18 protein-coding genes are annotated in these 19,395 nt (G+C 68.4%); 5 read left to right on the forward strand and 13 right to left on the reverse strand.

Going from position 1 to position 19,395, the window contains the following annotated elements:
- Positions 1–4 precede the first annotated feature (4 nt).
- From A9O63_RS05795 to A9O63_RS05805, 3 genes are read right to left on the reverse strand one after another with little or no spacing between them, the layout of a single operon-like run.
- A complete protein-coding gene (locus A9O63_RS05795; RefSeq protein WP_069331073.1) occupies positions 5–562 on the reverse strand; it encodes a MotE family protein in 558 nt (185 codons plus the stop codon).
- Complete coding sequence (locus A9O63_RS05800; protein ID WP_069331074.1) at positions 559–945, reverse strand: hypothetical protein; 387 nt, start codon at positions 943–945, stop codon at positions 559–561. The genes A9O63_RS05795 and A9O63_RS05800 overlap by 4 nt, the downstream gene beginning before the upstream one ends.
- A gap of 9 nt (positions 946–954) precedes the next feature.
- Positions 955–1,443, reverse strand: a complete 489-nt coding sequence (locus tag A9O63_RS05805; RefSeq protein ID WP_069331075.1) for a flagellar basal body-associated FliL family protein — start codon at positions 1,441–1,443, stop codon at positions 955–957.
- A 69-nt stretch (positions 1,444–1,512) separates the two neighbouring features.
- On the opposite strand from A9O63_RS05805, the gene fliF reads away from it, so the two are divergent.
- The 4 genes from fliF to fliP are packed head-to-tail and all read left to right on the forward strand — an operon-like array spanning position 1,513 to position 4,706.
- Entirely contained in the window at positions 1,513–3,141 is a 1,629-nt protein-coding gene (gene fliF, locus A9O63_RS05810) for a flagellar basal-body MS-ring/collar protein FliF (protein WP_069331076.1), read from the forward strand.
- Positions 3,141–3,731, forward strand: coding sequence for a FliH/SctL family protein (locus tag A9O63_RS05815; RefSeq protein ID WP_069331077.1), 591 nt, complete (start codon positions 3,141–3,143; stop codon positions 3,729–3,731). Before fliF ends, A9O63_RS05815 begins: the two co-directional genes overlap by 1 nt.
- On the forward strand, positions 3,724–3,990 hold the full coding sequence (locus tag A9O63_RS05820; RefSeq protein ID WP_002721878.1) for a FliM/FliN family flagellar motor switch protein: 267 nt from the start codon (positions 3,724–3,726) through the stop codon (positions 3,988–3,990). Before A9O63_RS05815 ends, A9O63_RS05820 begins: the two co-directional genes overlap by 8 nt.
- Positions 3,990–4,706 carry a flagellar type III secretion system pore protein FliP gene (gene fliP, locus A9O63_RS05825; RefSeq protein WP_069331078.1) on the forward strand — a complete coding sequence of 239 codons (717 nt, stop codon included), beginning with the start codon at positions 3,990–3,992 and terminating at the stop codon, positions 4,704–4,706. The genes A9O63_RS05820 and fliP overlap by 1 nt, the downstream gene beginning before the upstream one ends.
- Here fliP and A9O63_RS05830 read toward each other — a convergent pair.
- Positions 4,697–5,722 (reverse strand): hypothetical protein, encoded by a 1,026-nt coding sequence (locus A9O63_RS05830; RefSeq protein WP_069331079.1) that lies wholly within the window; start codon positions 5,720–5,722, stop codon positions 4,697–4,699. The two genes, fliP and A9O63_RS05830, sit on opposite strands and share 10 nt — an antisense overlap.
- Positions 5,723–5,842: 120 nt before the next feature.
- Here A9O63_RS05830 and A9O63_RS05835 point away from each other — a divergent pair, with 120 nt between their 5' ends.
- Positions 5,843–8,692: a hybrid sensor histidine kinase/response regulator gene (locus tag A9O63_RS05835; protein WP_069331080.1), complete on the forward strand. Its 2,850-nt coding sequence runs from the start codon at positions 5,843–5,845 to the stop codon at positions 8,690–8,692.
- Here A9O63_RS05835 and A9O63_RS05840 read toward each other — a convergent pair.
- The 9 genes from A9O63_RS05840 to A9O63_RS05880 all read right to left on the reverse strand — a co-directional run.
- On the reverse strand, positions 8,668–9,759 hold the full coding sequence (locus tag A9O63_RS05840) for a flagellar basal body P-ring protein FlgI (protein ID WP_069331081.1): 1,092 nt from the start codon (positions 9,757–9,759) through the stop codon (positions 8,668–8,670). The two genes, A9O63_RS05835 and A9O63_RS05840, sit on opposite strands and share 25 nt — an antisense overlap.
- Complete coding sequence (locus tag A9O63_RS05845; protein ID WP_069331082.1) at positions 9,759–10,760, reverse strand: flagellin; 1,002 nt, start codon at positions 10,758–10,760, stop codon at positions 9,759–9,761. Before A9O63_RS05845 ends, A9O63_RS05840 begins: the two co-directional genes overlap by 1 nt.
- Positions 10,761–12,206: a flagellar hook-associated protein FlgK gene (flgK, locus tag A9O63_RS05850; RefSeq protein WP_069331083.1), complete on the reverse strand. Its 1,446-nt coding sequence runs from the start codon at positions 12,204–12,206 to the stop codon at positions 10,761–10,763. It lies immediately after the preceding gene.
- A 12-nt stretch (positions 12,207–12,218) separates the two neighbouring features.
- A complete protein-coding gene (locus tag A9O63_RS05855) occupies positions 12,219–13,616 on the reverse strand; it encodes a flagellar hook protein FlgE (protein ID WP_069331084.1) in 1,398 nt (465 codons plus the stop codon).
- 94 nt (positions 13,617–13,710) lie between these two features.
- Positions 13,711–14,547 carry a flagellar motor protein MotB gene (locus A9O63_RS05860; protein WP_069331085.1) on the reverse strand — a complete coding sequence of 279 codons (837 nt, stop codon included), beginning with the start codon at positions 14,545–14,547 and terminating at the stop codon, positions 13,711–13,713.
- Positions 14,548–14,621: 74 nt separating this feature from the next.
- Positions 14,622–15,524, reverse strand: coding sequence for a hypothetical protein (locus A9O63_RS05865; protein ID WP_069331086.1), 903 nt, complete (start codon positions 15,522–15,524; stop codon positions 14,622–14,624).
- 129 nt (positions 15,525–15,653) lie between these two features.
- Positions 15,654–17,324, reverse strand: a complete 1,671-nt coding sequence (locus A9O63_RS05870; protein ID WP_069331087.1) for a S8 family serine peptidase — start codon at positions 17,322–17,324, stop codon at positions 15,654–15,656.
- Position 17,325: 1 nt separating this feature from the next.
- Entirely contained in the window at positions 17,326–18,270 is a 945-nt protein-coding gene (locus tag A9O63_RS05875) for a phosphatase PAP2 family protein (protein ID WP_069331088.1), read from the reverse strand.
- Positions 18,271–18,297: 27 nt separating this feature from the next.
- Positions 18,298–19,395, reverse strand: a 1,098-nt coding sequence (locus A9O63_RS05880; protein WP_141703044.1) for a tetratricopeptide repeat protein, incomplete at its 5' end; no start/stop codon positions are given.

Genomic DNA, 19,395 nt, shown 5'->3' on the forward strand with positions numbered 1-19,395 from the left:
ATCTTCACTCGGAGGGAGCCAGCGCATTCCGGCCGGCAAGAAGGACGCTCACGCTGTAGGCGGCCTCGGCCGACATGCCCGACATGACGGCCGCCGCCGCTTCAGGTTGCATCCGGCCGATGAAACCGGCAGCGAACTCGGGAGCCATCGCCTCGAAGAGCCGCGCGGCCTCCTTGGGCTTCATCGACTCGTAGACAGAGGTCAGGCGCGAGACATCGTTTTCGGCGGCCCCGTCCGCAAGCGCGATCGTCTTGTTCAGCTCCGCCTCGGCCTTGGCCAGCTCCGCCATCTGGGCGCGCACGGCTTTCTCGGCCTCGTCCAATGCGGCCTGACGCTTCTGCATCCGTTCTTCCTGCGCATGGACCGCCGCCTCGCGGTCGCGCAGGGCCTCGGCCAGGGCCAGCGGCGGTTCGGGACAGTCGAGCGGTGCCGCCGACACAGGTTCGTTGGACGCCCGTGCCATCGCCGCCCCGACCCCGGATCCGACCCTCATCGCCCCCGAGGCCGCGAGCAGGAGCGCAAGAAGCCCAAGCGCGCCGCGGGTGCGCGATCGGCGGTTCATGCGTCGACCTCCGAACTTTCGCGCAGGCTGCGGCGGCGGACGAACCGCAGGCGGCGCTCGGCTTCGACCTCGGGATCCGGCCGCGGATCCGGCGTTCCGGCCGGGATGTCGTGCATCGAGGCGAGCATCAGCTCGAGCCGTGCCGCGACCGACTCGGCCCGTTCCGTCAGCCCATCGAGCGAGCTTGCCGAGAGGGTCGCTGCGGCCCGCGCCTTCTCCAGCGCGCGCGTCATCTCGTCGACCTGGGCGGAGAGGACCGCTATGGCGCCGCCCATCCCGCCCTCGAGAGTGGAGAACCGCTTCAGCCTTTGACCGAGGACGTAGCAGTAGAGCGCCGCTCCGAACGTGCCGCCCGCCATCAGGATATTCGCGATGAAATCCACTGCCACCTCCTAGTTCAGGACGAATTCCGTCACGAGCAGGTCGCGGACGCGGCCTTCACCGGTGACGATCTGGATGCGGCGCAGCATCTGCGCCCGCAATTCCACAAGCGCGGTCGGATCCTCCAGCCGCGAGACGGCCACCGCCCGCAGGTAGCCGTTGATGACATCCACGATCCGCGGCATCAGCATCGTGACCTCGGCCGCATTCGCCTTCGCCACCTCGAGCTGCGCCGCGAATCTGAGGTGCGAGAGATCCGATCCGCGGCCAAGGCTGATCACGATCGGGTCGATCGGCACGAAGGCGATGTCGGGAAGGGCCGCCGGCGCCTCATGTGCGGCCTCGGCCTCGTGCTCGCCGGACGAGCCCAGAATCAGGCCGGACCAGGTGGCGTAGAACCCGCCGCCCCCCAGAGACAAGGCCAGCACGACGCCGATGATCAGCGGCAACAGCGACCGCTTCTTTGTCGTTTCAATCTGATCCGCGCCCGCATCCGCCATGACCGACTCCTTTCCGTCCGTCGATCTATAGGCCGGATCCCCCTAACCGATTGTTAAGCCACATCCGTCATGGATGGTCGGGCAAGGCAGAAGCCCGTGTCGGAGACCGAAGTGCAGAACCTCATCTCAATCTGGAACGATCTCGACAGACGCCGCCGGGCCGTCGTCGTGGGCGCGACGGTTGCCATGTTCCTGGCCGTGCTCGGTCTGTCGCAGCTCGCCGGTCGGCCGCCGATGGCGCTGCTCTATGCCGGTATGCAGGGACCGGCGGCGGGCGAGGTCGTGACCGCGCTCGAGGCGCAGGGCGCGGCTTACGAGGTGAGAGGCGATTCGGTCTATGTCGAGGCGGCCCGCCGGGACGAGATCCGCATGAAACTCGCGGGCGAGGGGCTGCCCGCCACGGGCGCTGCGGGTTACGAGCTCCTCGACGGGCTCTCGGGCTTCGGCACCACTTCGCAGATGTTCGACGCGGCCTATCTGCGCGCGAAGGAGGGCGAGCTTGCCCGGACGATCCTCGCCAGCCCGCAGGTCAAGGCGGCGCGGGTGCATATCGCGCAGCCGGCGGCACAGCCGTTCCGGCGGGAGCAGCGCCCGACGGCGAGTGTCACCGTGACCACATCCGGAGGCCCGGTGACCGCGGATCAGGCGCGGGCCTTCAAGCATCTGGTGGCCTCGGCCGTGGCCGGGCTGCAGCCCGAAGACGTGTCGGTGATCGACAGCGTGATGGGCCTGATCCGGTCCGGGGATGAGAAGGACAGCGCCACCGCCGCGGGCGAGAGCCGCGCCGCCGAACTCCGGAGCAACGTCGAGCGGCTGCTCGAGGCGCGGGTCGGGCCGGGGCGGGCCGTGGTCGAAGTCAGCGTCGATGTCGAGACCGCGCGCGAGTCGATCGTGGAGAAGAGCTTCGACCCCAAGGGCCGCGTGCCGATCTCGTCGGAAACTCAGGAGAAATCCAGCAACTCGACCGAGCCCGCGCCCGATGTCACCGTGGCGTCGAACCTGCCCGAAGGCGACGCAAAGGAAGGCGCGGGCGGCAAGTCGACCACCAGCGAAACGCGCGAGACGGTCAATTTCGAAGTGTCGCAGACCCAGCGCGAACTCATGCGCCAGCCGGGTGCCATCCGGCGGCTCACGGTGGCGGTTCTGGTGGATGGGATCAAGACCGTCGCGGACGACGGGACCGTCGGCTGGGAGCCGCGCCCCGAGGAGGAGCTCGCCGTGCTGCGCGAACTGGTCGGTTCGGCCGTGGGGCTCGATGAATCGCGCGGGGACAGGCTGACCTTGCGCTCGCTGGCCTTCGAGACGCCGCCCGAAGCGGGAACCCTGGCCGAGACCGGCTTCCTCAGCCGGCTCGGCGCCTTCGACCTGATGAGCCTGATCCAGATCGGCGTTCTCGCTCTGGTGGCTCTGATCCTCGGCCTCTTCGTCGTCCGCCCGATCCTGACGGCGCCGCCGCGCCTTCCGGCCGCGCCGCAGCCCCTGGCGCTCCCGGGTTACGAAGGCAGCGAACCGGCGCTGACGGGCGAGATCGATGACGGCGGCGACCTGCCGGACTTCCCGATGGTGTCCTCCGCGCCCCTCGACCTCGACGAGGAGGCGGATCCGGTCGCGCGGCTCCGCCGTCTGATCGAGGAACGCCAGGCCGAGTCGGTCGAGATCCTGCGCGGCTGGATGGAACCGCAGCGGGAGGCGCCGTGATGGCGCTCCGGCTCGAGGTCTTCGAACTCACGGCACCGGAGCCCGACATCGTCGTGACCGACGCCGTGGCCCTGGAGGAGGGGCGGCAGGCCTCCTACGAGGAGGGCTACCGCGCCGGATGGGAAGATGCGGTGAAGGCCCGCTCCGAGGAGGAGGCCCGACTGCAGGCCGATCTCGCCCGGAACCTGCAGGCCCTGGGCTTCACGTTCCGCGAGGCACGCATGCATGTCCTGCGCGGCATCGAGCCGCTGATGGAGGCGCTCGTGGGCCACATCCTGCCGGACCTTGCGCGGCAGATGCTAGCGCCCGTGGTGCTCGAGACACTGATGCCTCTGGCCGATGGAATGAGCGAGGCGCCTGTCACGCTCCTCGTCCACCCGACCGCGCGCGGCTGCCTCGAGCGGCTGCTCGACGGTGCCGTGGCACTTCCCCTCGTGATCCAAGACGAGCCGAGCCTCGACGAGGGGCAGGTGTCGATACGGCTGGGCGCCGCCGAGACGCAGGTCGATCTCAACCGAGCGGTGGCAGACATCGCCGCCGCCGTGCGCAGCTATTTCGATCTCACGCAACAGGAGGTCCGGCATGGATGAGGCCGACCAGAATCCCCTTACCCAGGTCCCGATCGAGATCACCATTTCGGTCGGCCGCGCCCGCCCTCCCGTTCGCGAGCTGCTCCGCCTCCAGCGCGATGCCGTCCTGCCACTCGACCGACGGGTGGACGATCCGGTGGAACTCTATGTGGGCGACCGGCTGATCGGGCGTGGCGAACTGACGGAGCTCGAGGGCGAGCAGGCAGGCCAGCTGGCCGTCCGGCTCACCGAGGTCGCGAACCTGCGCGGCGGATTGTGATGCGCGTCCTGCTGGCCCTGCTTCTCGTGCTCGAAGGCGTCGGCCCGGCCGCGGCCCAGAGCCTCTCCCTCGACCTCGGCGACGGCGGCTCGCTCGCCACGCGCAGCGTGCAACTCATCGCCGTCATCACGCTCCTGAGCCTCGTGCCGGCGCTCGCCATGATGATCACCTGCTTTCCCTTCATCGTGACGGTGCTGTCGATCCTGCGCCAAGCCATCGGCCTGCAGCAGGCGCCGCCCAACATGCTGATCGTGAGCCTCGCGCTGTTCCTGACCTGGTATGTGATGGATCCCGTCTTCACCGAAGCCTGGACGCGAGGGATCGGGCCGCTCACACGGAACGAGCTGGACCTGCCGCAGGCCCTCGCCGCCGCCGCCATTCCCTTCCGAAGCTTCATGGCTGGCCGGATCGACCCGGACACCCTTGCCGCGCTCCAGGCACTCCGGCCGGGCGCGGCGGCCCCGCCGTCCGAGGTGTCCTTCTCCGTGCTGGTGCCGTCCTTTCTTCTCTCCGAGATCCAGCGGGCCTTCGAGATCGGGTTTCTGATCTACCTTCCGTTCCTCATCATCGATCTCGTCGTCTCGGCCGTCCTCATGTCGATGGGCATGATGATGGTCCCGCCGGCCGTCGTCTCGATGCCTTTCAAGCTGGCCTTCTTCGTGGTGGCCGACGGCTGGAGCCTGATCTCGGGCGCGCTCGTCCGCAGCTATTTCTGAACGGCCGCGGTCCAGAGCCGGAACCGCGCCTGCCCAGTAACCTCCCGGATCAGGCCGAGGTCGGCCAGCCGTTCCAGATTGCGCTGGACCGCCGCGCGTGACGCGCCGGTTTCCGCCTCGGCGACCGGCACGGAGAGGAGCGGCCAGCGGCAGAGCGCCTGGATGAGGCGCGGGGCCGTACGGCCGGACAGGCTGGCGATGTCGTCCAGCGCCCGCTCGCGCCAGTCCTCCAGCCGGTCGAGGTCCCGCAGCAGCGACAGCGTGGCCCGCTCCGCCCCGGCATACCAGCGCCGGAGGCGCTCTTCGGGCGAGCCGCCGGGCCGCAGCGCGGCGCTGCCGCCCGAGGCGAGCGGCAGGAAGGCCGCCGATTTCCCATTGGCCCCGGCCGCCCGGGCCGCAACGACGGCCGCCTCCATCCGGGCGCTGCCAGGACCGCCCGCGATCTGCGACCAGCCATGAAAGCCCATCGCCGCCCGGCTGATCGGATGCATCCCGGCCGACGCCTCCTCGATCTCGGCCCAATCCATCATCCGCTCGGTCGTCTCGCCCCGGCCGAGGAAGGATGCGAGTCCCGCCTCCGGGCCCGGCCCGCTGACCAGCCGCCGCGCAGCCCAGCCCGCCCGGGTCAGGGCAAGACTGTCCTCTTGGGCCCCGCTCAGCCGGAGCGACATCCAGAGCGAGAGCCGGTCGGGCGTCACGCGGTCGCCGGCCCACCAGCTGAGTTCGGACGCCTCGAGCACCGCGAGACGCTCCCGCACTCCGGCCGGCGTGCGCCGCAACCTCTCGTCGAAAGCGCCGAGCCGCTGCGCGGCCCGTGCAAGATCGGCCGCGAGCGACGCCTCGGCCCGCCGCCACTCCGCCACGCGCAGGAGATCCGTGCGCTCGGCCCGCGGCAATGGCGGCGCGAAGACATCCTCCTCGAGGTCGGGCCCCGCAAACCAGAGGTCCTCATCGACGGGCGTCGGATCATACAGCGAGGGCTGCGTTTCTTCCGGATCGAGAAGAGGGCGCTTCATTCGCCGACCATAGCACGGCCTCCCGCGCCGAGGGGAGAGTGCGTCCTGTTGCCGCATGTCTGCCCTTGCCGCTGCCGCACAACCCCGTCATCCTGCGGCCAATTCTGAAGGAGCCGAACGATGCTCGTCGCCCTCGACAAGATTTTTGCCGAAGATCCATCGCCCTACGTCCTTCTCGACCGGGATCTCACGATGATCTGGGCCAATGCCGCCTACCTGCGCGCCACGGGCCGGGCGCGCGAAGACGTGGTCGGGCGCCGCATGTTCGACGTCTTTCCCGCAGAGGCAGAGTCCATCCCGGACCAGATGCTGCGCGCTTCGTTCCGCCGCGTGGTCGAGCAGGGCCGACCCGACCATTTGCCGCTGATTCCCTATCCGATCCGAAGTCAGGACGGCCGGATGGAAGAGCGGTTCTGGAGCGCGACCAATACGCCCATCAAGGATGCCGAAGGCCGCGTCGAGTTCATCCTGCAGAACACCAACGACATCACGGCGCTCTATTGCGAGGATCGAACCTCTCCCCAGCCGACCGATCAGGCCAGGATGCTCCAGCGGGCCGAGGCGGTCACGCGGGAGAATCTCGAGCTCGGCAGCGCGGTCGACTTCTTCCGCAGCGCGATCGACCAGGCGCCGAGCTTCATGGTTGTGCTCGACGGGCGCGACCATGTCTTCCGCATCGTGAACCAGGCCTACCACCAGCTCGTCGGCCGCCGCGACCTGCTGAACCGCACCGTCCGCGAGGCACTGCCCGAGCTCGACGGCCAGGGCTTCTTCGAACTCCTCGACGAGGTCTTCCTGACGGGGCTCGCATTCACCCGCCGGGCGGCGCCCGTGCTGCTCCGGCGCGGATCCGAGATCGAGCGCAGTTTCGTCGATTTCATCATGTGCCCGCTGAGAGGGCCCGACGGGCAGGTGCGCGGCGTCTTCGTCGAGGGGCATGACGTCACGCGCCAAAAGATTGCCGAAGCGGAGGTGATCGAGACGCGCGAGCGGTTCCGGACCATGGCCCAGACAATGCCCAACCACGTCTGGACGGCCACGCCCGAGGGGCGGCTCGACTGGCTGAACGACCGGCTCCTCGATTATTGCGGGCGCACCGACGCCGACCTGATCGACCTGCCGCCCATGGCGATCGTCCGGCCGGAAGACAGGCCGCAGGCGGAAGCGGCCTGGGCGCATTCGCTGGCCGAGGGAACCGCCTTCGAGCGCGAGTTGCGGATCCGGCGCCACGACGGTGCCGATCGCTGGCATCTTTCACGCGCCCTGCCGATCCGCGACGATCAGGGCCGGATCCTGCGCTGGATCGGGACCAACACGGATATCGAGGATCGCAAGCTTGCCGAGGAGGCCATCGCGGGTCTCAATGCTGCGCTGGAAGAGCGGGTGCAGCAGCGAAACCGAGAGCTCGAAGCAATGAGCGATACGTTGCGCCAGAGCCAGAAGATGGAGGCCATCGGCAATCTCGCGGGCGGAATCGCGCATGATTTCAACAACCTGCTACAGACGATCACGGGCAGTATCCAGCTCTCTCTCCGCACTCTCGACCAGGATCACGTCGCGCGCCCGCGTCTCGACCAAGCCCTGCGCGCGGTCGAGCGCGGGGCGACGCTCGCGTCGCAGCTGCTGGCCTTCGGACGCAGGCAGCCCCTTGCGCCTCGGGTCATCAACCTCGGCCGACTGCTGCGCGACGCGGACCACATCGTTCGGAGCGCCGTGGGCGAGGGGATCGAGGTCGAGACCCTGGTCGCCGGCGGGCTCTGGAACACCTGCGTCGCCCCCGCCAATGTCGAGGCTGCGATCCTGAACCTCGCCATCAATGCCCGGGACGCGATGGAGGGGCGCGGGCGTCTCACCATCGAGATCGGGAACTCCTTCCTGGACGACACCTATACGCGCGGCCATCCCGACCTCGAGCCCGGCCAGTATGTGATGCTGGCCGTGACCGATACGGGCTGCGGCATGTCCCCGGAGGTGATCGAGCGCGTGTTCGAGCCGTTCTTCACCACCAAGGCGGAGGGGCGCGGCACCGGCCTCGGCATGTCCATGGTCTACGGGTTCGTCAAACAGTCGGGCGGCCACGTCAAGATCTACAGCGAGCTCGGCAACGGAACCTCGATCAAGATCTATCTTCCCCGGTCGCTGGAAGCCGAGGACGCGACGCGACCCCTCGCCACCGGTCCCATGACAGGAGGAACCGAGACCATCCTGCTGGTGGAGGATGACGAGCAGGTGCGGTCCACCGCGGCGGGCCTGCTGCAGGATCTCGGCTATTCGGTTCTGCAGGCCAAGGACGCGGATCGCGCGCTCACGATCGTGGAGAGCGGGGCACGGATCGACCTTCTCTTCACCGACGTGGTCATGCCTGGCAAGTTGACGAGCCGTCAGCTCGCAGAGAAGACGCGCGGCCTGCGCCCGGGACTTCCGGTGCTCTTCACCTCGGGCTACACGCAGAATTCCATCGTTCACGGCGGACGGCTGGACAGCGGCGTGCATCTGCTCAGCAAGCCCTATACGCAGGAAGCTCTGGCCCGGAAGATCCGGGAGGTGCTTGTCAGCGGTGCGAGCGGCCCCCCCGAGGAAGACGGCTTGAAGGGTATCCATGTCCTCGTCTGCGAGGACGATGTCATCATCCGGATGAATCTTGTCGAAGGCCTGACGGAGGCGGGGTGCCGGGTCTCGCAGACCGGCTCCGGCGAGGCCGCGCTGAGCGTGCTGCAGCAAGGTCCGGCCGATCTGCTGCTGGTCGATCTGGGACTGCCGGACATGAGCGGCGTGGATCTGGCCCGCGCGGCGCGCGCGCTGCATCCCGATCTGCCGATCCTCTTCGCCACGGGCGACAGCCGCGTGCCGGATGAGGAGTTCCGGCCCCGGGTCGCCGTCCTCGCCAAGCCGTTCGGCGACGAGGCCCTGCTGGATGGGGTGGCGCGATTGGTCGGCCGTCGGCCTCATCTCACGATGAATTCTGCATGAAGCGCCCCCGCCGCATGGATGCTCTTGAGGATATCGATCATGTCGTTGGGCGCCACGCCCAACGCGTTGAGGCCGGCCACGACGCGTGAAAGCGAGGTTTCTGCCGGTATCTCGGCGAGGCCGGTGCCGGGCCTTTGCTGGATCGAGGCTGTCGTGCGCGGAACGACCACCGTCTCGCCCCGGCTGAACGGGTTGGGCTGGACCACCATCGGCTGCTCCTCCACGCGGAGCGTCAGGCCGCCTTGCGCCACCGCGACCCGGCTGATCCGGACGTCCTCGCCCATCACGATCGTGCCGGATCTCTGGTCCACCACGACCCGCGCCACTGTCTCCGGTTCGACCTCCAGATTCTCGATCCGGCCCATGACCCGGGCCGGCGGGCCCAGCCGCCCGAGGTCGAGGGCGACCGTCCCTGCATCGAGCATGGTCGCCACGCCCCGGCCGAGTTCGCGATTGATCCGATCCTCGATACGTCCGGCGGTGGTGAAGTCGGGTGATCGCAGAGCCAAACGAACCCTGTCGAGGCGTGCAAACTCGAAATCGACCTCGCGCTCCACGCGAGCGCCTTCGGGAATGGTGCCCGCCGTGGGCACCCCCTGGACCACGCGCGCGGCCTGCCCCTCGGCCGAGACTCCGCCTGCAATGATGGTCCCTTGGGCCACCGCATATATCTGGCCATCCGCGCCGTTCAACGGTGTCATCACCAGTGTGCCGCCCAGCAGGCTCTTCGCATCGCCCATCGCCGAAACGGTCACATCGATCTGTGCTCCGGCCCGAGCGAAGGGGGGCAGCGTGGCCGTAACGAACACAGCTGCCACGTTCTTCGGCCGATATTGCTCGCCTGTGACGTTCACGCCCAGCCGCTCGAGCAGGTTGGACATGATGTCTTCGGTAAAGGGCGCATTGCGCAAGCCGTCGCCGGTGCCGTTGAGGCCTACGACAAGGCCGTAACCCAGAAGATCGTTACCCCGGACACCGTCGAAACGCACGAGGTCCTTGATGCGGATCTCCTCCGCAAGGCCCGGACCCGCCAGGCAGATCATCAGGAGGAGAAGGCGAATGAGCATCAGAGGTAGTCCGTGAGGCTCATCTGACTGATCCGGGCGGTCAAGTTGTAGAGGGTCTCGAGCTGCGCCTGGGTCGCCTTCAGCAGGGTGGCCGTCTCATATTCATCCGTGCCCAGCAGCTCCTTTCGGGCCATCTGGAGGGACGTGACCTCGGCCGCGTTCGAGATCGTCGCGCTGTGGATCCTGGCCTCTGCCCGCCCAAGCCGGGCCCCAAGGTCGACGCGCGCCGTCTGCCCTTGCAGAAGGGCGCTGCCTGCCAACTCGCCCAAGCTCGCGCGTTCCGACGGCGCGCCCGAGAGGGCGCCGCGGTTCAGCATGGCAGCCAGCGCAAGCCCTTTCAGGGAGTCGCGAATGGCGCCACTGTCGGCCGTGACCTCAAGGGCGACATTCTCCCCATTTGCGATCATGACAGACGCCGGGCGGCCTCCGCCCATGTAGGCGAGAGCGGAATAGCCTCCCGGATCGTCGAACCAAGCCTCGACGGCCGTCTGAACATCCGCGGCCGTGGTCGCTCCGGCAATGACAGTATCGAGAGTGGTGAGGATGGTGTCCGCATCGAGCACCGCCGCCTGTTGCGGCCTCGTGCCTGCGAAGATCGACCGGTCGCCCACCCGCGTGTTGAGCGTCGCGATCGCCGTGCGGAAGGCTTCCTCGGATTCCTCCCCCAACTGGTCCGTCGTCGTCGCAGGGGCGTTGTTCCCGACACTCAGAAGCTTCATGGACATGTCCGACGCGAGGCTGTCGAGCCGCGCCAGACCCGTCTGAAGGGCGGAGGCGATCGAAGCGGCCTCTCCGGTGGCCGAAGCGCGCGCGGCAAGAACCGTCAGGCTTCCGTCGATCGCCTGCAGGCCCGAAAGATCGCCGCCTGTCTTTTGGCGCACATCCGCGGCCAACCCCGTCACGACCTCGGTCGAGAGGCGCTGGACATCCGCTTTCAGGGCCGCATTCTGCCGCCGGAGCAGGAAAGTGCGGGCGAGATCGCCCAGGGACACGGAGCTCATCTACATCTCCAGCAGATATTGAAGGAGGTCATCGCAGGCGGCCACCACCTTCGCGTTGGCGGCGTAGGCACGTTCGAGAAGCAGCAGTTGCTCCATCTCCCGGTCGGTATCCACGCCGTCGGCGAGGATGAGCGCCTGCAGCTCGTCGCGCCGGGCGGACGCGAAGATCGACTCGGCCTCGGCCGAGACGAGCGCGACGGCGGCGCCAGAGACGGTTTCCGCGGCGAGCCCAGAGAAGCTGAAGGTGCCGCTGAGGCCGTTTGCGGCGTGAACGGTGCGGGCGTCGAGGGCCGCGGCGAGGGCGTTGAGAAGCGTCGGATCGCCGCTGTCGCCTTCGGAGGGGCGCTGCAGGCCGTCACGCAGATGCCAGAGCGCTCCGCCCCGGTCGGGATCGGCCAGCGCATTGACCGACAGGCGACTGGCGAGCCCCGCCGGAGCGGCAGGATCGAAGGCCGCGCCGTCATCGGTGAAGAGCCCGGCCTCGCCCGCCCCGAGCGAGGAATCGGCGGCGGCCATCCGCCCCATCAGATCCTGCGCCAGCGCATCGAGGCGCGCCTGCTCGGCCGGCGCAAGATCGTCACGGACAGAAAAGGCTGCCGATAGCGATCCCGCGCCCATCAACCCGCCATCCCCGGCCAGATCGAGAGGCGTGCCGTTCACCGTGAGGAGGCCGAGGTCACCCGCCGCGACCGTAGAGGCCGCCACCAGACCCGGCTCCGGTTCGAAGGCGATGTCGGCGACCCGCCCGTCGAGAAGAGCTGCCCCGCCGGCGGTGAAGAGCGCGATCTGGCCGTTCTGGCGGGCGACCTCGCGCACCGGCACGATCCTCGAGATCCCATCCACCAGCCGTTGCCGCTCATCCTCGAGGGCGGAACTGTCCCGCCCGTTGACGCGCATCTCGGTGATGGTGACATTCATCTGCTGGACCCGCGCCAGGCTGTCCGTCAGGGTCTTGATCTGATCGGCAATGGAGGCATCGGCGGTGCGCCGAGCCTCCAGCACGGCGTCGGAGGCAGCTCTCAGGCCAGCGGCCAGGGAGTAAGCCTTGTCCAGCACATCCCGCAAGCGGGCTTGCGACTCGGGCCTGCTTGCCGCCGTGACCAGCGATGCGGAGAAGGCCGAGATCCGGGCCAGCAGCGAGCCGTCGCCCGTGTCGCCGGTGGCATCGGCCAGCGCCTGGTAGAAGGCGGCCCGGGTGTCCCGATCGCCGGTGGCGGCATCCGCGAGGCGGCGGTCGGCGACCAGCGTCATGTTCACCATGCGGTCGATGCCTACGGTGCGAACGCCCTGCCCGCCGCCTCCGTAGGAGCGGGCCGTGACCTCCAGCTCGCGCCGGGCAAACCCTTCGGTCAGCGCATTCGCGATGTTGTTCGAAGTGTTCTCGACACTGCGGGAGGTGACGTTCAGCCCCGAGAGAGCGTTCGACAGGGCGCCGGTGATGCTCATGCCTCAGCCCCCTCAGCGCTTGAGATTGGTGGTTTCCTGCAGCATCTCATCCACCGTCTGGATGATCTTGGCGTTCGAGGAATAGGCGCGCTGGGTCTGGATGAGGTTGGTAAGCTCGGTCGCCACGTCGGTGGTCGATCCCTCGCGCGCATAGCCCAGAACGTCGCCCGTGGGTCCATCGCCCGCGTCCCAGAGGTAGAAGTTGCCCGAATCGGGCGAGATCGTGAAGGTCTGGTTGTTCAGGGCGGTGAGCCCATTGTAGTTCGGCACATCGACCAGCGGCACCTGGTAGATCACACGGGTGAACCCCGTGTCGTAGGTGGCGCGCAGGAAGCCGCCGTCGTCGATCTCGACCCCGGTAAGGTTGCCCACCGGCGAGCCGTCCTTGGTGATGCCGGTCTGGGCAAAATCGCCTGAAACCTGGGTCATGGCATTCGCGCTGCCGGGCTTGCCCAGGGTCATCGTGATCTTGTTGTCTGCATTCCCCGCCACTTCCAGAACGATGCCGCCCGTCAGCGGATCGTAGGCCGGGCTGCTGTCCGGGGGCGTCGAGCCCGCATTCTCGACCGTGTAGGTGGTACCGTCGAGCGTCACCGTGTTGAGAGGGGTGATGGCGGTATCGTCGAGGATCGTGCCGCCGCCGCTGCGGGCATCGCTGAATTGCATCGTGTAGATGCCGATGACCTTGTCGGCATTGGCGGAATCCTGGATGATCATGGTCCAGTTGTTCGTCGGCGGATCACCCGAGGCCGCGGGCAGCGTCGGATGGTAGCTGACCGTCAGGGTTTCGGACGTGCCGAGGTTGCCGAAATATTCCACCGAGACCGTTAGAACGCGGCCGGAGGCGTCGTATTTGGTCTCTTCCGCCGGAAGGTTGACGCCAAGGTTGATCCGCGTGGTGGGATCCGCCGCGGTCTGGTTCGCGGCGATCACGACCGGCTCGAGCTGGGCAATGGAGTCGCGCGCCATGGTGGGGATCGTGCCGTCGGCGGTCGCAGGCCAGCCCAGCAGCACGAGGCCGGTGTCCGTCTTCAGCACGCCGCTCGGATCGGTGGCGAAGGAGCCGGTGCGCGTCATCAGCAGCGCCTCATTGCCCGAGCTGGCGCCGAGGGAGGTTTCGCGGATCACCGGCAGCATCCCTCGGCCGGAGATGGCGATATCCATGGCGCTCGAGGTCGACACGGGGGCGCCCCATTCCTCCACCCGCCTTATGGTGTTGGCCCGCACCCCGCCCGCGGCATAGGAGCCGCCATTGGCCGACTGCGTGATGACCATGCTCTCGAAATCGGCATCGGCGCGCTTGTACCCATAGGTGCCGGAGTTCGCGATATTGTCGGCAATGGTGGCGAGCTTGGTGGCGTTGGCATTGAGTCCCGCCACCCCCGCATTGAGCGAAGAAGAGATCGTCATGAAAAGCGCCTTTCTGCTGCTTCGAGCCTTCGATGGGCCGAAAATGCGCGCGGCGGCTTAACACCCGCCTAACATCGCCACGTCGCAGGGGCGTTCAGCGGTCGCGGCGCAGCAGAATTACCTCGAGTCTGTTGTTTCGCACGGCCATCGGATCCGGCGTGACGACCTTGCGGTCGGCAAAACCCGAGACGCGCTGCATCCGCTCGCCCGGCAGGCCCTCCGATTCGAGCAGGCCGCGCATCCGCTGCGCCCGGGCGGCCGAGATGTCCCAGACCGGGTTGCGGATCAGCGTGATCGGGTAGCTGCGGACATGGCCGTTCACGGCGATCCTGTTGGTGGTGATCGGCAGGATCTCGGCCAGGAGGCGGGCGATCTGCGGCAGCACGGCCTCGGGCTGGTCGGTGTCGCCGAAGAAGAGGGGCACGTCGGGCAGATCGAAGATCTCGATGACCAGCCCCTCGTCGGTGATCCGGGTCACCACATGGCGGAGGAGGCGCTGCATGGTCATGCTCTCGCCCGAGCGGGCCTTGAGCATTTTCTCGACCTCCTCGAGACGCTTCTGCTCGTCGGCGTCCGCGCCCTCCTGACCCATCTCGCCGCGCGCCTTCAGCTCCGCCGTCGCGCGGTCGTTGGCCGCTCCGGTGCCGGTCTGGGTCATGGTCTGGTCGTGGAAGACCGAGTTGCCGCCGAAGGCCCCTTCGCCCCCGCCCGACACGCGGTTCATCGGAATCGTCGGATTGAAATAACCCGCGAGCCCCTTGCGCTGTTTTTCCGTCGTCGCGTTCAGCAGCCACATCAGCATGAAGAAGGCCATCATGGCCGTCACGAAATCGGCATAGGCGACCTTCCAGGCACCGCCATGGTGCCCGCCCCCCTGCACGACCTTCTTCCGCTTGATGACGACTGGCGCGGCATTTGACTGCCCTGCCATCCCGGCACCCCGTTCATACACACCCGGACGCCACCCTACGGGCGGCGGGTGAAGGGAGCCTTAATTGCCGGGCTTCAGCCCTCCGCGAGCGGGGCGAGCGCGACCAGTTCGATCCGGGTGTCGAGACCGATGGCGGCGTAATCCTCGTGGAAGCGGCGGGCCGCCGCGCGGCTCAGCCCCGCCTCGAGCCGGATGCTGCGGGCCTCGGCGGGCGAGAGCAGGCGCGTCCGCTCGATCCGGGCACGGGTGGCGAGGAAATCGGCGAGGTCCGGGCGCGCGAGTTCGCGTCCGCCGGCCAGAAACAGGTCGAACCGCTGGAAATCCCGATTGACGGCATCGACCAGACCGCCGTGCTGGCGCACCACCAGAGCCGCGGGGCGGGGGCTCAGGCCCGCGCCCACCGCACCGCTGAAGAGGCACGGCTTGAGCCCGAGCCTGCGCAGGAGCGTGGCAAGCCCCGCGCTCATCTCGCAACCGGGCTTGAGAAACAGGTCGAACCGCGCGCCGGCCACGTTCGACAGCGCGATCCGCACACTGCCGTCGCGCCGGAAGCTCCGCCTCAGCGTCTCGGCCTCTCGGCGACCCATCCGGAGCACGAGGCCCTGCGGCCGGGAGAGCGCCGTGCGCAGAGCGCTCTCGTCGTAGGAGAGATGTGCGGCCAGCCGCCCCACCGTTCCCTCGGAGGGCATCCGCAGCGGCTGAACCGCCACGTCCACCGGCAGGGCCGCCTCGGCGCTGCCCGAGGGATCGAGCCTGACCGTCACCCCCAGCGCCAGAAGGAGCGGCACCAGACGCTCGGCCAAGGGCCGCGCCACCGCTTCGGCCAGCACCCCGCCCTCGCGCGCCAGAAGCCGGGTGTCCTGCGGCCGATCGAGCCCGAGGTGATCCGATATCACCCCGGCGGCGAGGCCCGGGCGCGGCGGCTTGGAGACGAGGGTCACGCGCACCTCGTGTGACGATGCCACTGTGGCAGACATGGCTTGCTCCCTGTTTTCTCCGGTCAGCTTGCCTCCATCGGTGTGACTCCACCGTAACGGACCCGTCAAACATCCGTCAAATCTCAAGATGCAGCGCAGATGCGACCCGGGCTCCGGCGGCAATCCTTCTCACGGATGGACCACGGCCTCCTCGACCAGCAGCCGGGCGTCGGGCAGACCTGCTCCGAAGAAGGCAGCCGGCCCGAGGAGGGTCTCGTCGTCCGCATTCATCGTATCCGGCGTCAGCGGCCGGTAGCCCGGCTCGACGACCGCGCCGGTGGAGGAGGCACGCCTGAGCAGACGCTTCAGCGCATGCCCGCCGAGCGGCGCCTTGCCCGCGGCCCGGCGCGCCCGCTGGGCCAGCGCCAGAAGCCCGCCCACCAGCGCCGAGGCGCCCGATGTGCCGCCGAAGCCGGTGTAGTAGCCGCCGCCAAGACCGGGATTGCCCTGCGCGGGCATGACCTGAGCCCAGGGCTGCGCCCCGCTGTCGTAGCCGAAGACGCCGGGCAGGTCGGTCGTGACCAGTTCGAGCGGGCAGTAGACATGCTCGCGCCCCGCGCCCACCGCATAATCATGCAGCCCGAGCAGCGGATCAAACCTGTTCAGCCGCATCTGGTGGCGGTTGTAGACCGGGTAATCGTCCGAGGGCGCAACCAGCGTCAGCCCCTCGCCATAGTTCGAATAGCCGGCCCGCAGCCCTTCTGCCGTGACCGCCCCGACCGAGACGATGCCGTTGGAGTCATCGGCGAGGCTGGCCGGGGAGATGAGCTGGCTCTCGCCGTCGTTTCCCGCGGCGCAGACGATGGGGATGTGGCGCGAGATCGCCTGGATGAGGTGCGAGAGGATCTTCCAGGGCCGGTCGGGCTGGAAGCCCGCCTGTGCCGCATCCGGATCTCCCGACCCGTTGCCGAGCATCTGCAGCCGCTGGAAGAGATCCGCCGCATGGCGGCTCTTCCAGGTTTCGAGATCGGCCTTCAGATCCTCCTTCGGCTGGAGCGGCGCGCGCACCGGATCGGGCAGGCCGCGCGGCAGCACGATCGCATCCACCTTGTGCTGCCAGGCATAGAGGAAGGCCGTGATGAACTGGTAGGGATCGCTCTCGAACGAGGTGCGGATCGAGATCAGACGCGAGAAGGGATCGACCCCCAGATAGGGCAGGAGATTGCCGTTCGGATTGGGCTCGCCGTCCGGGAAGGCCTCGGCGGGCGGCAGGAGCGCCCCGGTGCCCGGGGCCACGGCCGCAGGCTCGCCCACGATCAACCCCGCGCAGGCGGTGCCGTGGGCGGAAAAGCTCTCGTCGCCATCGCTGAGCGGCCGCGTCACGCCCTGCGACTGGCGCAAATCCTCGACCATCGCCTCGAGAAAATCCTGCTCGTGCGAGGAGAGCTGGAGCGGCTGGAGCCCCTCGAGGTCGAGGTCGGCGAAGAAGGCCCGCCGTCCCTCGCGGGTCCAGGGGGTCGCATCGGCCACCGGCACGGATTGCGCCCCGTAGCGGTGCGTGGTCAGATCGATCGACCGGTCGGCATCCACCCGGCTCGCGAGGTTGGGGTGGCTGCGGCTCACGCCCGTATCGATCAGGGCCACGGTGGCGGTGCCGCCGGGGATGCGGTCCCAGACCGTGCTTCTGATCTTCGGCACGGGCACCTCGCGCAGGGCGCTCTGCGACACGGGCGGCACCGTGTCCGGCGCCGCGCCGAAGTCGGCATCGAGCACCTTCAGCGCCGCCAGATGCCAGAGCCAGTAGTAGCGGGGGGCCACCGCCCTCGTGGGAGCCGCCTGCATCATCCTCTGCGTATCCATGTCAGTGCCACTCCGCCTGCGCCGCAAGGAAGGCCGCGCCGAACGCATCGCGCAGGTAGGGCGCAAACCGCCGCGCGAGCTCCTTTCCGGCCAGCGTGTCCGAAGGGAAATGCAGCCCCGCCCATTCCCGGTTCTCCGCCACATTCTGCGCGATGCGCTGCAACTCCTCGGTCGCGGGATGCTCGGGCAGGATCGCGTTGAAGGCGAAGACGATGGAATGGCCCTGGAACGAATGGTTCGAGGGGTAGCTCTGGTGCGCGGGCACGGCGAGCAGCGGACGCAGCCGCAGCTCGACGACGTTCGGCCGGTCGCGGTCGATCCGCGCCTTGTAGAGCAGCCCCACATATTCCGTGGCCTGCAGGATGTTCAGGAACAGCCCCTCGGTCGCCTCGTAGCCGGCCAGCCCCTCGATCCCGAGCGGTCGCAGGAACTCGTCCACCGAGAAGGCGGCCTGGGCCTGAATGTCGGGAAGCCGCCGCATCCGCTCGGCATCGCGGGCCTGCATGGCCAGCATCACCGCGGTCTCGAGACGGGTGAAGTCGGGCCCCGGTGGCAGGCAGATGTCGAGGCACTCCCAGACGAAGCGGCGGGCGACGATGAACGGATCGGCCTGCGGCAGCTGATGCAGACGCCGCAATTCCAGCGCCGGCATCAGGCTGGACAGCGCTGCCGCGCCGCCGGCGGCACCCGCAACCTTGTTCTTGTTCTTATTCTTGTTTTTGTTCTTGTTCTTGTTCTTGTTCTTATTGAGAGACGACTTGTTCTGCACCGATTTGTTGAGCGCCGACAGGGCTGCGACCCCGGTGCCGACATTGCCCTCGGCCGATCCGTCGCTGGCCACCGACTGGCCCGCGCCGCCGCCTGCGGGCAGCACGCGCTCGGCATTCACTTCGAAGGGGTAGCGGTTCAGGAAGGCCGCCACGCCCACCGGTTGGGGTTCACACATCCTCATCCTCCAGGAACATCGGCCGGCTCAGTGCTTGCGCACGCCCGCCTTCACGAGACCGTCCAGAAAATGCCGCCCGCCCTCGGTATCGAGGCCCGGGTAGCCCGCGTCCCGGAGCGAGGCGACCGAGAAGTTCGGCTCGACCTGCAACAGCCGCTCGAGGAACCTCCGCGCCTCCTCGGGCCGGTCGAGATGGGCGTTCGACGAGACCAGCACCCGCAGGAGCGAGTTGAAGTCGGGCCGCTCGGCCAGCGCCGACTGTCCGGCGTCGATCGCCGTCTGATGATCGCCCGAGAAGTTGCCGGTGATCGCGCGGGTGGTCTCGAAATAGTAGCGGTGCGGGCTGAAGGCGCCCAGATGACGCGCCCAGCGCGCCATGGCGAGCGCCCGCTTCGGCTGGCCCGCATAGGCATGGAGCATGGCATAGAGATCCCAGGCCAGCGTCTGCGCCGGATTGACCCGCAGGGACTGCTCGAAGAGCGCCGCGGCATAGTCGAACTCGCCGAAGAGGTAGGAATGGATGTGGCCCACCAGCGCCGAGACCAGCGCATTGTTGGGCTCTAGCCCCAGCGCGCGGCGTGCGAGATGCTGCGTCTCCTCGATCAGCGGCGCGTCGGCGGGGTTGAAGCGCTGGCCCACACGGAAAGTGTTGAGGAAGGCCAGCCAAGCATAGCCCTGCGCGGTCGGGGTCCGGTCCAGATGCCGGCGCAGGATCTCTTCGGACCGGTCGAGATCGCCGCGCGCCAGCCGGAACATCGAGGCCACGGCGGCCGCGATCCGTCCCTCGGCCTCGGCCCCCTCGGTGCCGTGGCGGCGCAGGAAATGCAACGTCGCCTCTTCCGTCGCGCGCACGATCAGCGGCATGGCGAAGCTCGCCTCGCCGATCGACTCGCGCCGCGGCACGATCACCTCGTCCGACCAGACCAGCGCATTGTCGGCCGGGTTCTGCAGCACGATCCCCACCCGGAGGTAGCTCTGATCCGCCAGAACCCGGACCTGCACGCTCAGATGCACCTGCTCGGGCAGACGCGCGAGCAGCCCGCCCCCCGCAAGGCCGGCCCCCAGATCGCCCAGCGCAACGGGCGCCATGTCGACCAGCCGCAGGTCGCCCGCCTCGACGAGCGC

The organism is Cereibacter johrii, from assembly GCF_001720585.1.
Lineage (GTDB): Bacteria > Pseudomonadota > Alphaproteobacteria > Rhodobacterales > Rhodobacteraceae > Cereibacter_A > Cereibacter_A johrii.

Excerpts from the sequence above, each read along its gene's own strand:
- fliP (WP_069331078.1), top strand. The coding sequence starts at position 3,990 with ATGCGCGTCCTGCTGGCCCTGCTTCTCGTGCTCGAAGGCGTCGGCCCG.
- A9O63_RS05845 (WP_069331082.1), bottom strand. The coding sequence starts at position 10,760 with ATGAGCTCCGTGTCCCTGGGCGATCTCGCCCGCACTTTCCTGCTCCGG.
- A9O63_RS05840 (WP_069331081.1), bottom strand. The coding sequence starts at position 9,759 with ATGCTCATTCGCCTTCTCCTCCTGATGATCTGCCTGGCGGGTCCGGGC.
- A9O63_RS05835 (WP_069331080.1), top strand. The coding sequence starts at position 5,843 with ATGCTCGTCGCCCTCGACAAGATTTTTGCCGAAGATCCATCGCCCTAC.
- flgK (WP_069331083.1), bottom strand. The coding sequence starts at position 12,206 with ATGAGCATCACCGGCGCCCTGTCGAACGCTCTCTCGGGGCTGAACGTC.
- A9O63_RS05805 (WP_069331075.1), bottom strand. The coding sequence starts at position 1,443 with ATGGCGGATGCGGGCGCGGATCAGATTGAAACGACAAAGAAGCGGTCG.
- A9O63_RS05830 (WP_069331079.1), bottom strand. The coding sequence starts at position 5,722 with ATGAAGCGCCCTCTTCTCGATCCGGAAGAAACGCAGCCCTCGCTGTAT.
- A9O63_RS05860 (WP_069331085.1), bottom strand. The coding sequence starts at position 14,547 with ATGGCAGGGCAGTCAAATGCCGCGCCAGTCGTCATCAAGCGGAAGAAG.
- A9O63_RS05795 (WP_069331073.1), bottom strand. The coding sequence starts at position 562 with ATGAACCGCCGATCGCGCACCCGCGGCGCGCTTGGGCTTCTTGCGCTC.
- A9O63_RS05820 (WP_002721878.1), top strand. The coding sequence starts at position 3,724 with ATGGATGAGGCCGACCAGAATCCCCTTACCCAGGTCCCGATCGAGATC.
- A9O63_RS05855 (WP_069331084.1), bottom strand. The coding sequence starts at position 13,616 with ATGACGATCTCTTCTTCGCTCAATGCGGGGGTGGCGGGACTCAATGCC.
- A9O63_RS05870 (WP_069331087.1), bottom strand. The coding sequence starts at position 17,324 with ATGGATACGCAGAGGATGATGCAGGCGGCTCCCACGAGGGCGGTGGCC.
- A9O63_RS05815 (WP_069331077.1), top strand. The coding sequence starts at position 3,141 with ATGGCGCTCCGGCTCGAGGTCTTCGAACTCACGGCACCGGAGCCCGAC.
- A9O63_RS05875 (WP_069331088.1), bottom strand. The coding sequence starts at position 18,270 with ATGTGTGAACCCCAACCGGTGGGCGTGGCGGCCTTCCTGAACCGCTAC.
- A9O63_RS05865 (WP_069331086.1), bottom strand. The coding sequence starts at position 15,524 with ATGTCTGCCACAGTGGCATCGTCACACGAGGTGCGCGTGACCCTCGTC.
- fliF (WP_069331076.1), top strand. The coding sequence starts at position 1,513 with ATGGATGGTCGGGCAAGGCAGAAGCCCGTGTCGGAGACCGAAGTGCAG.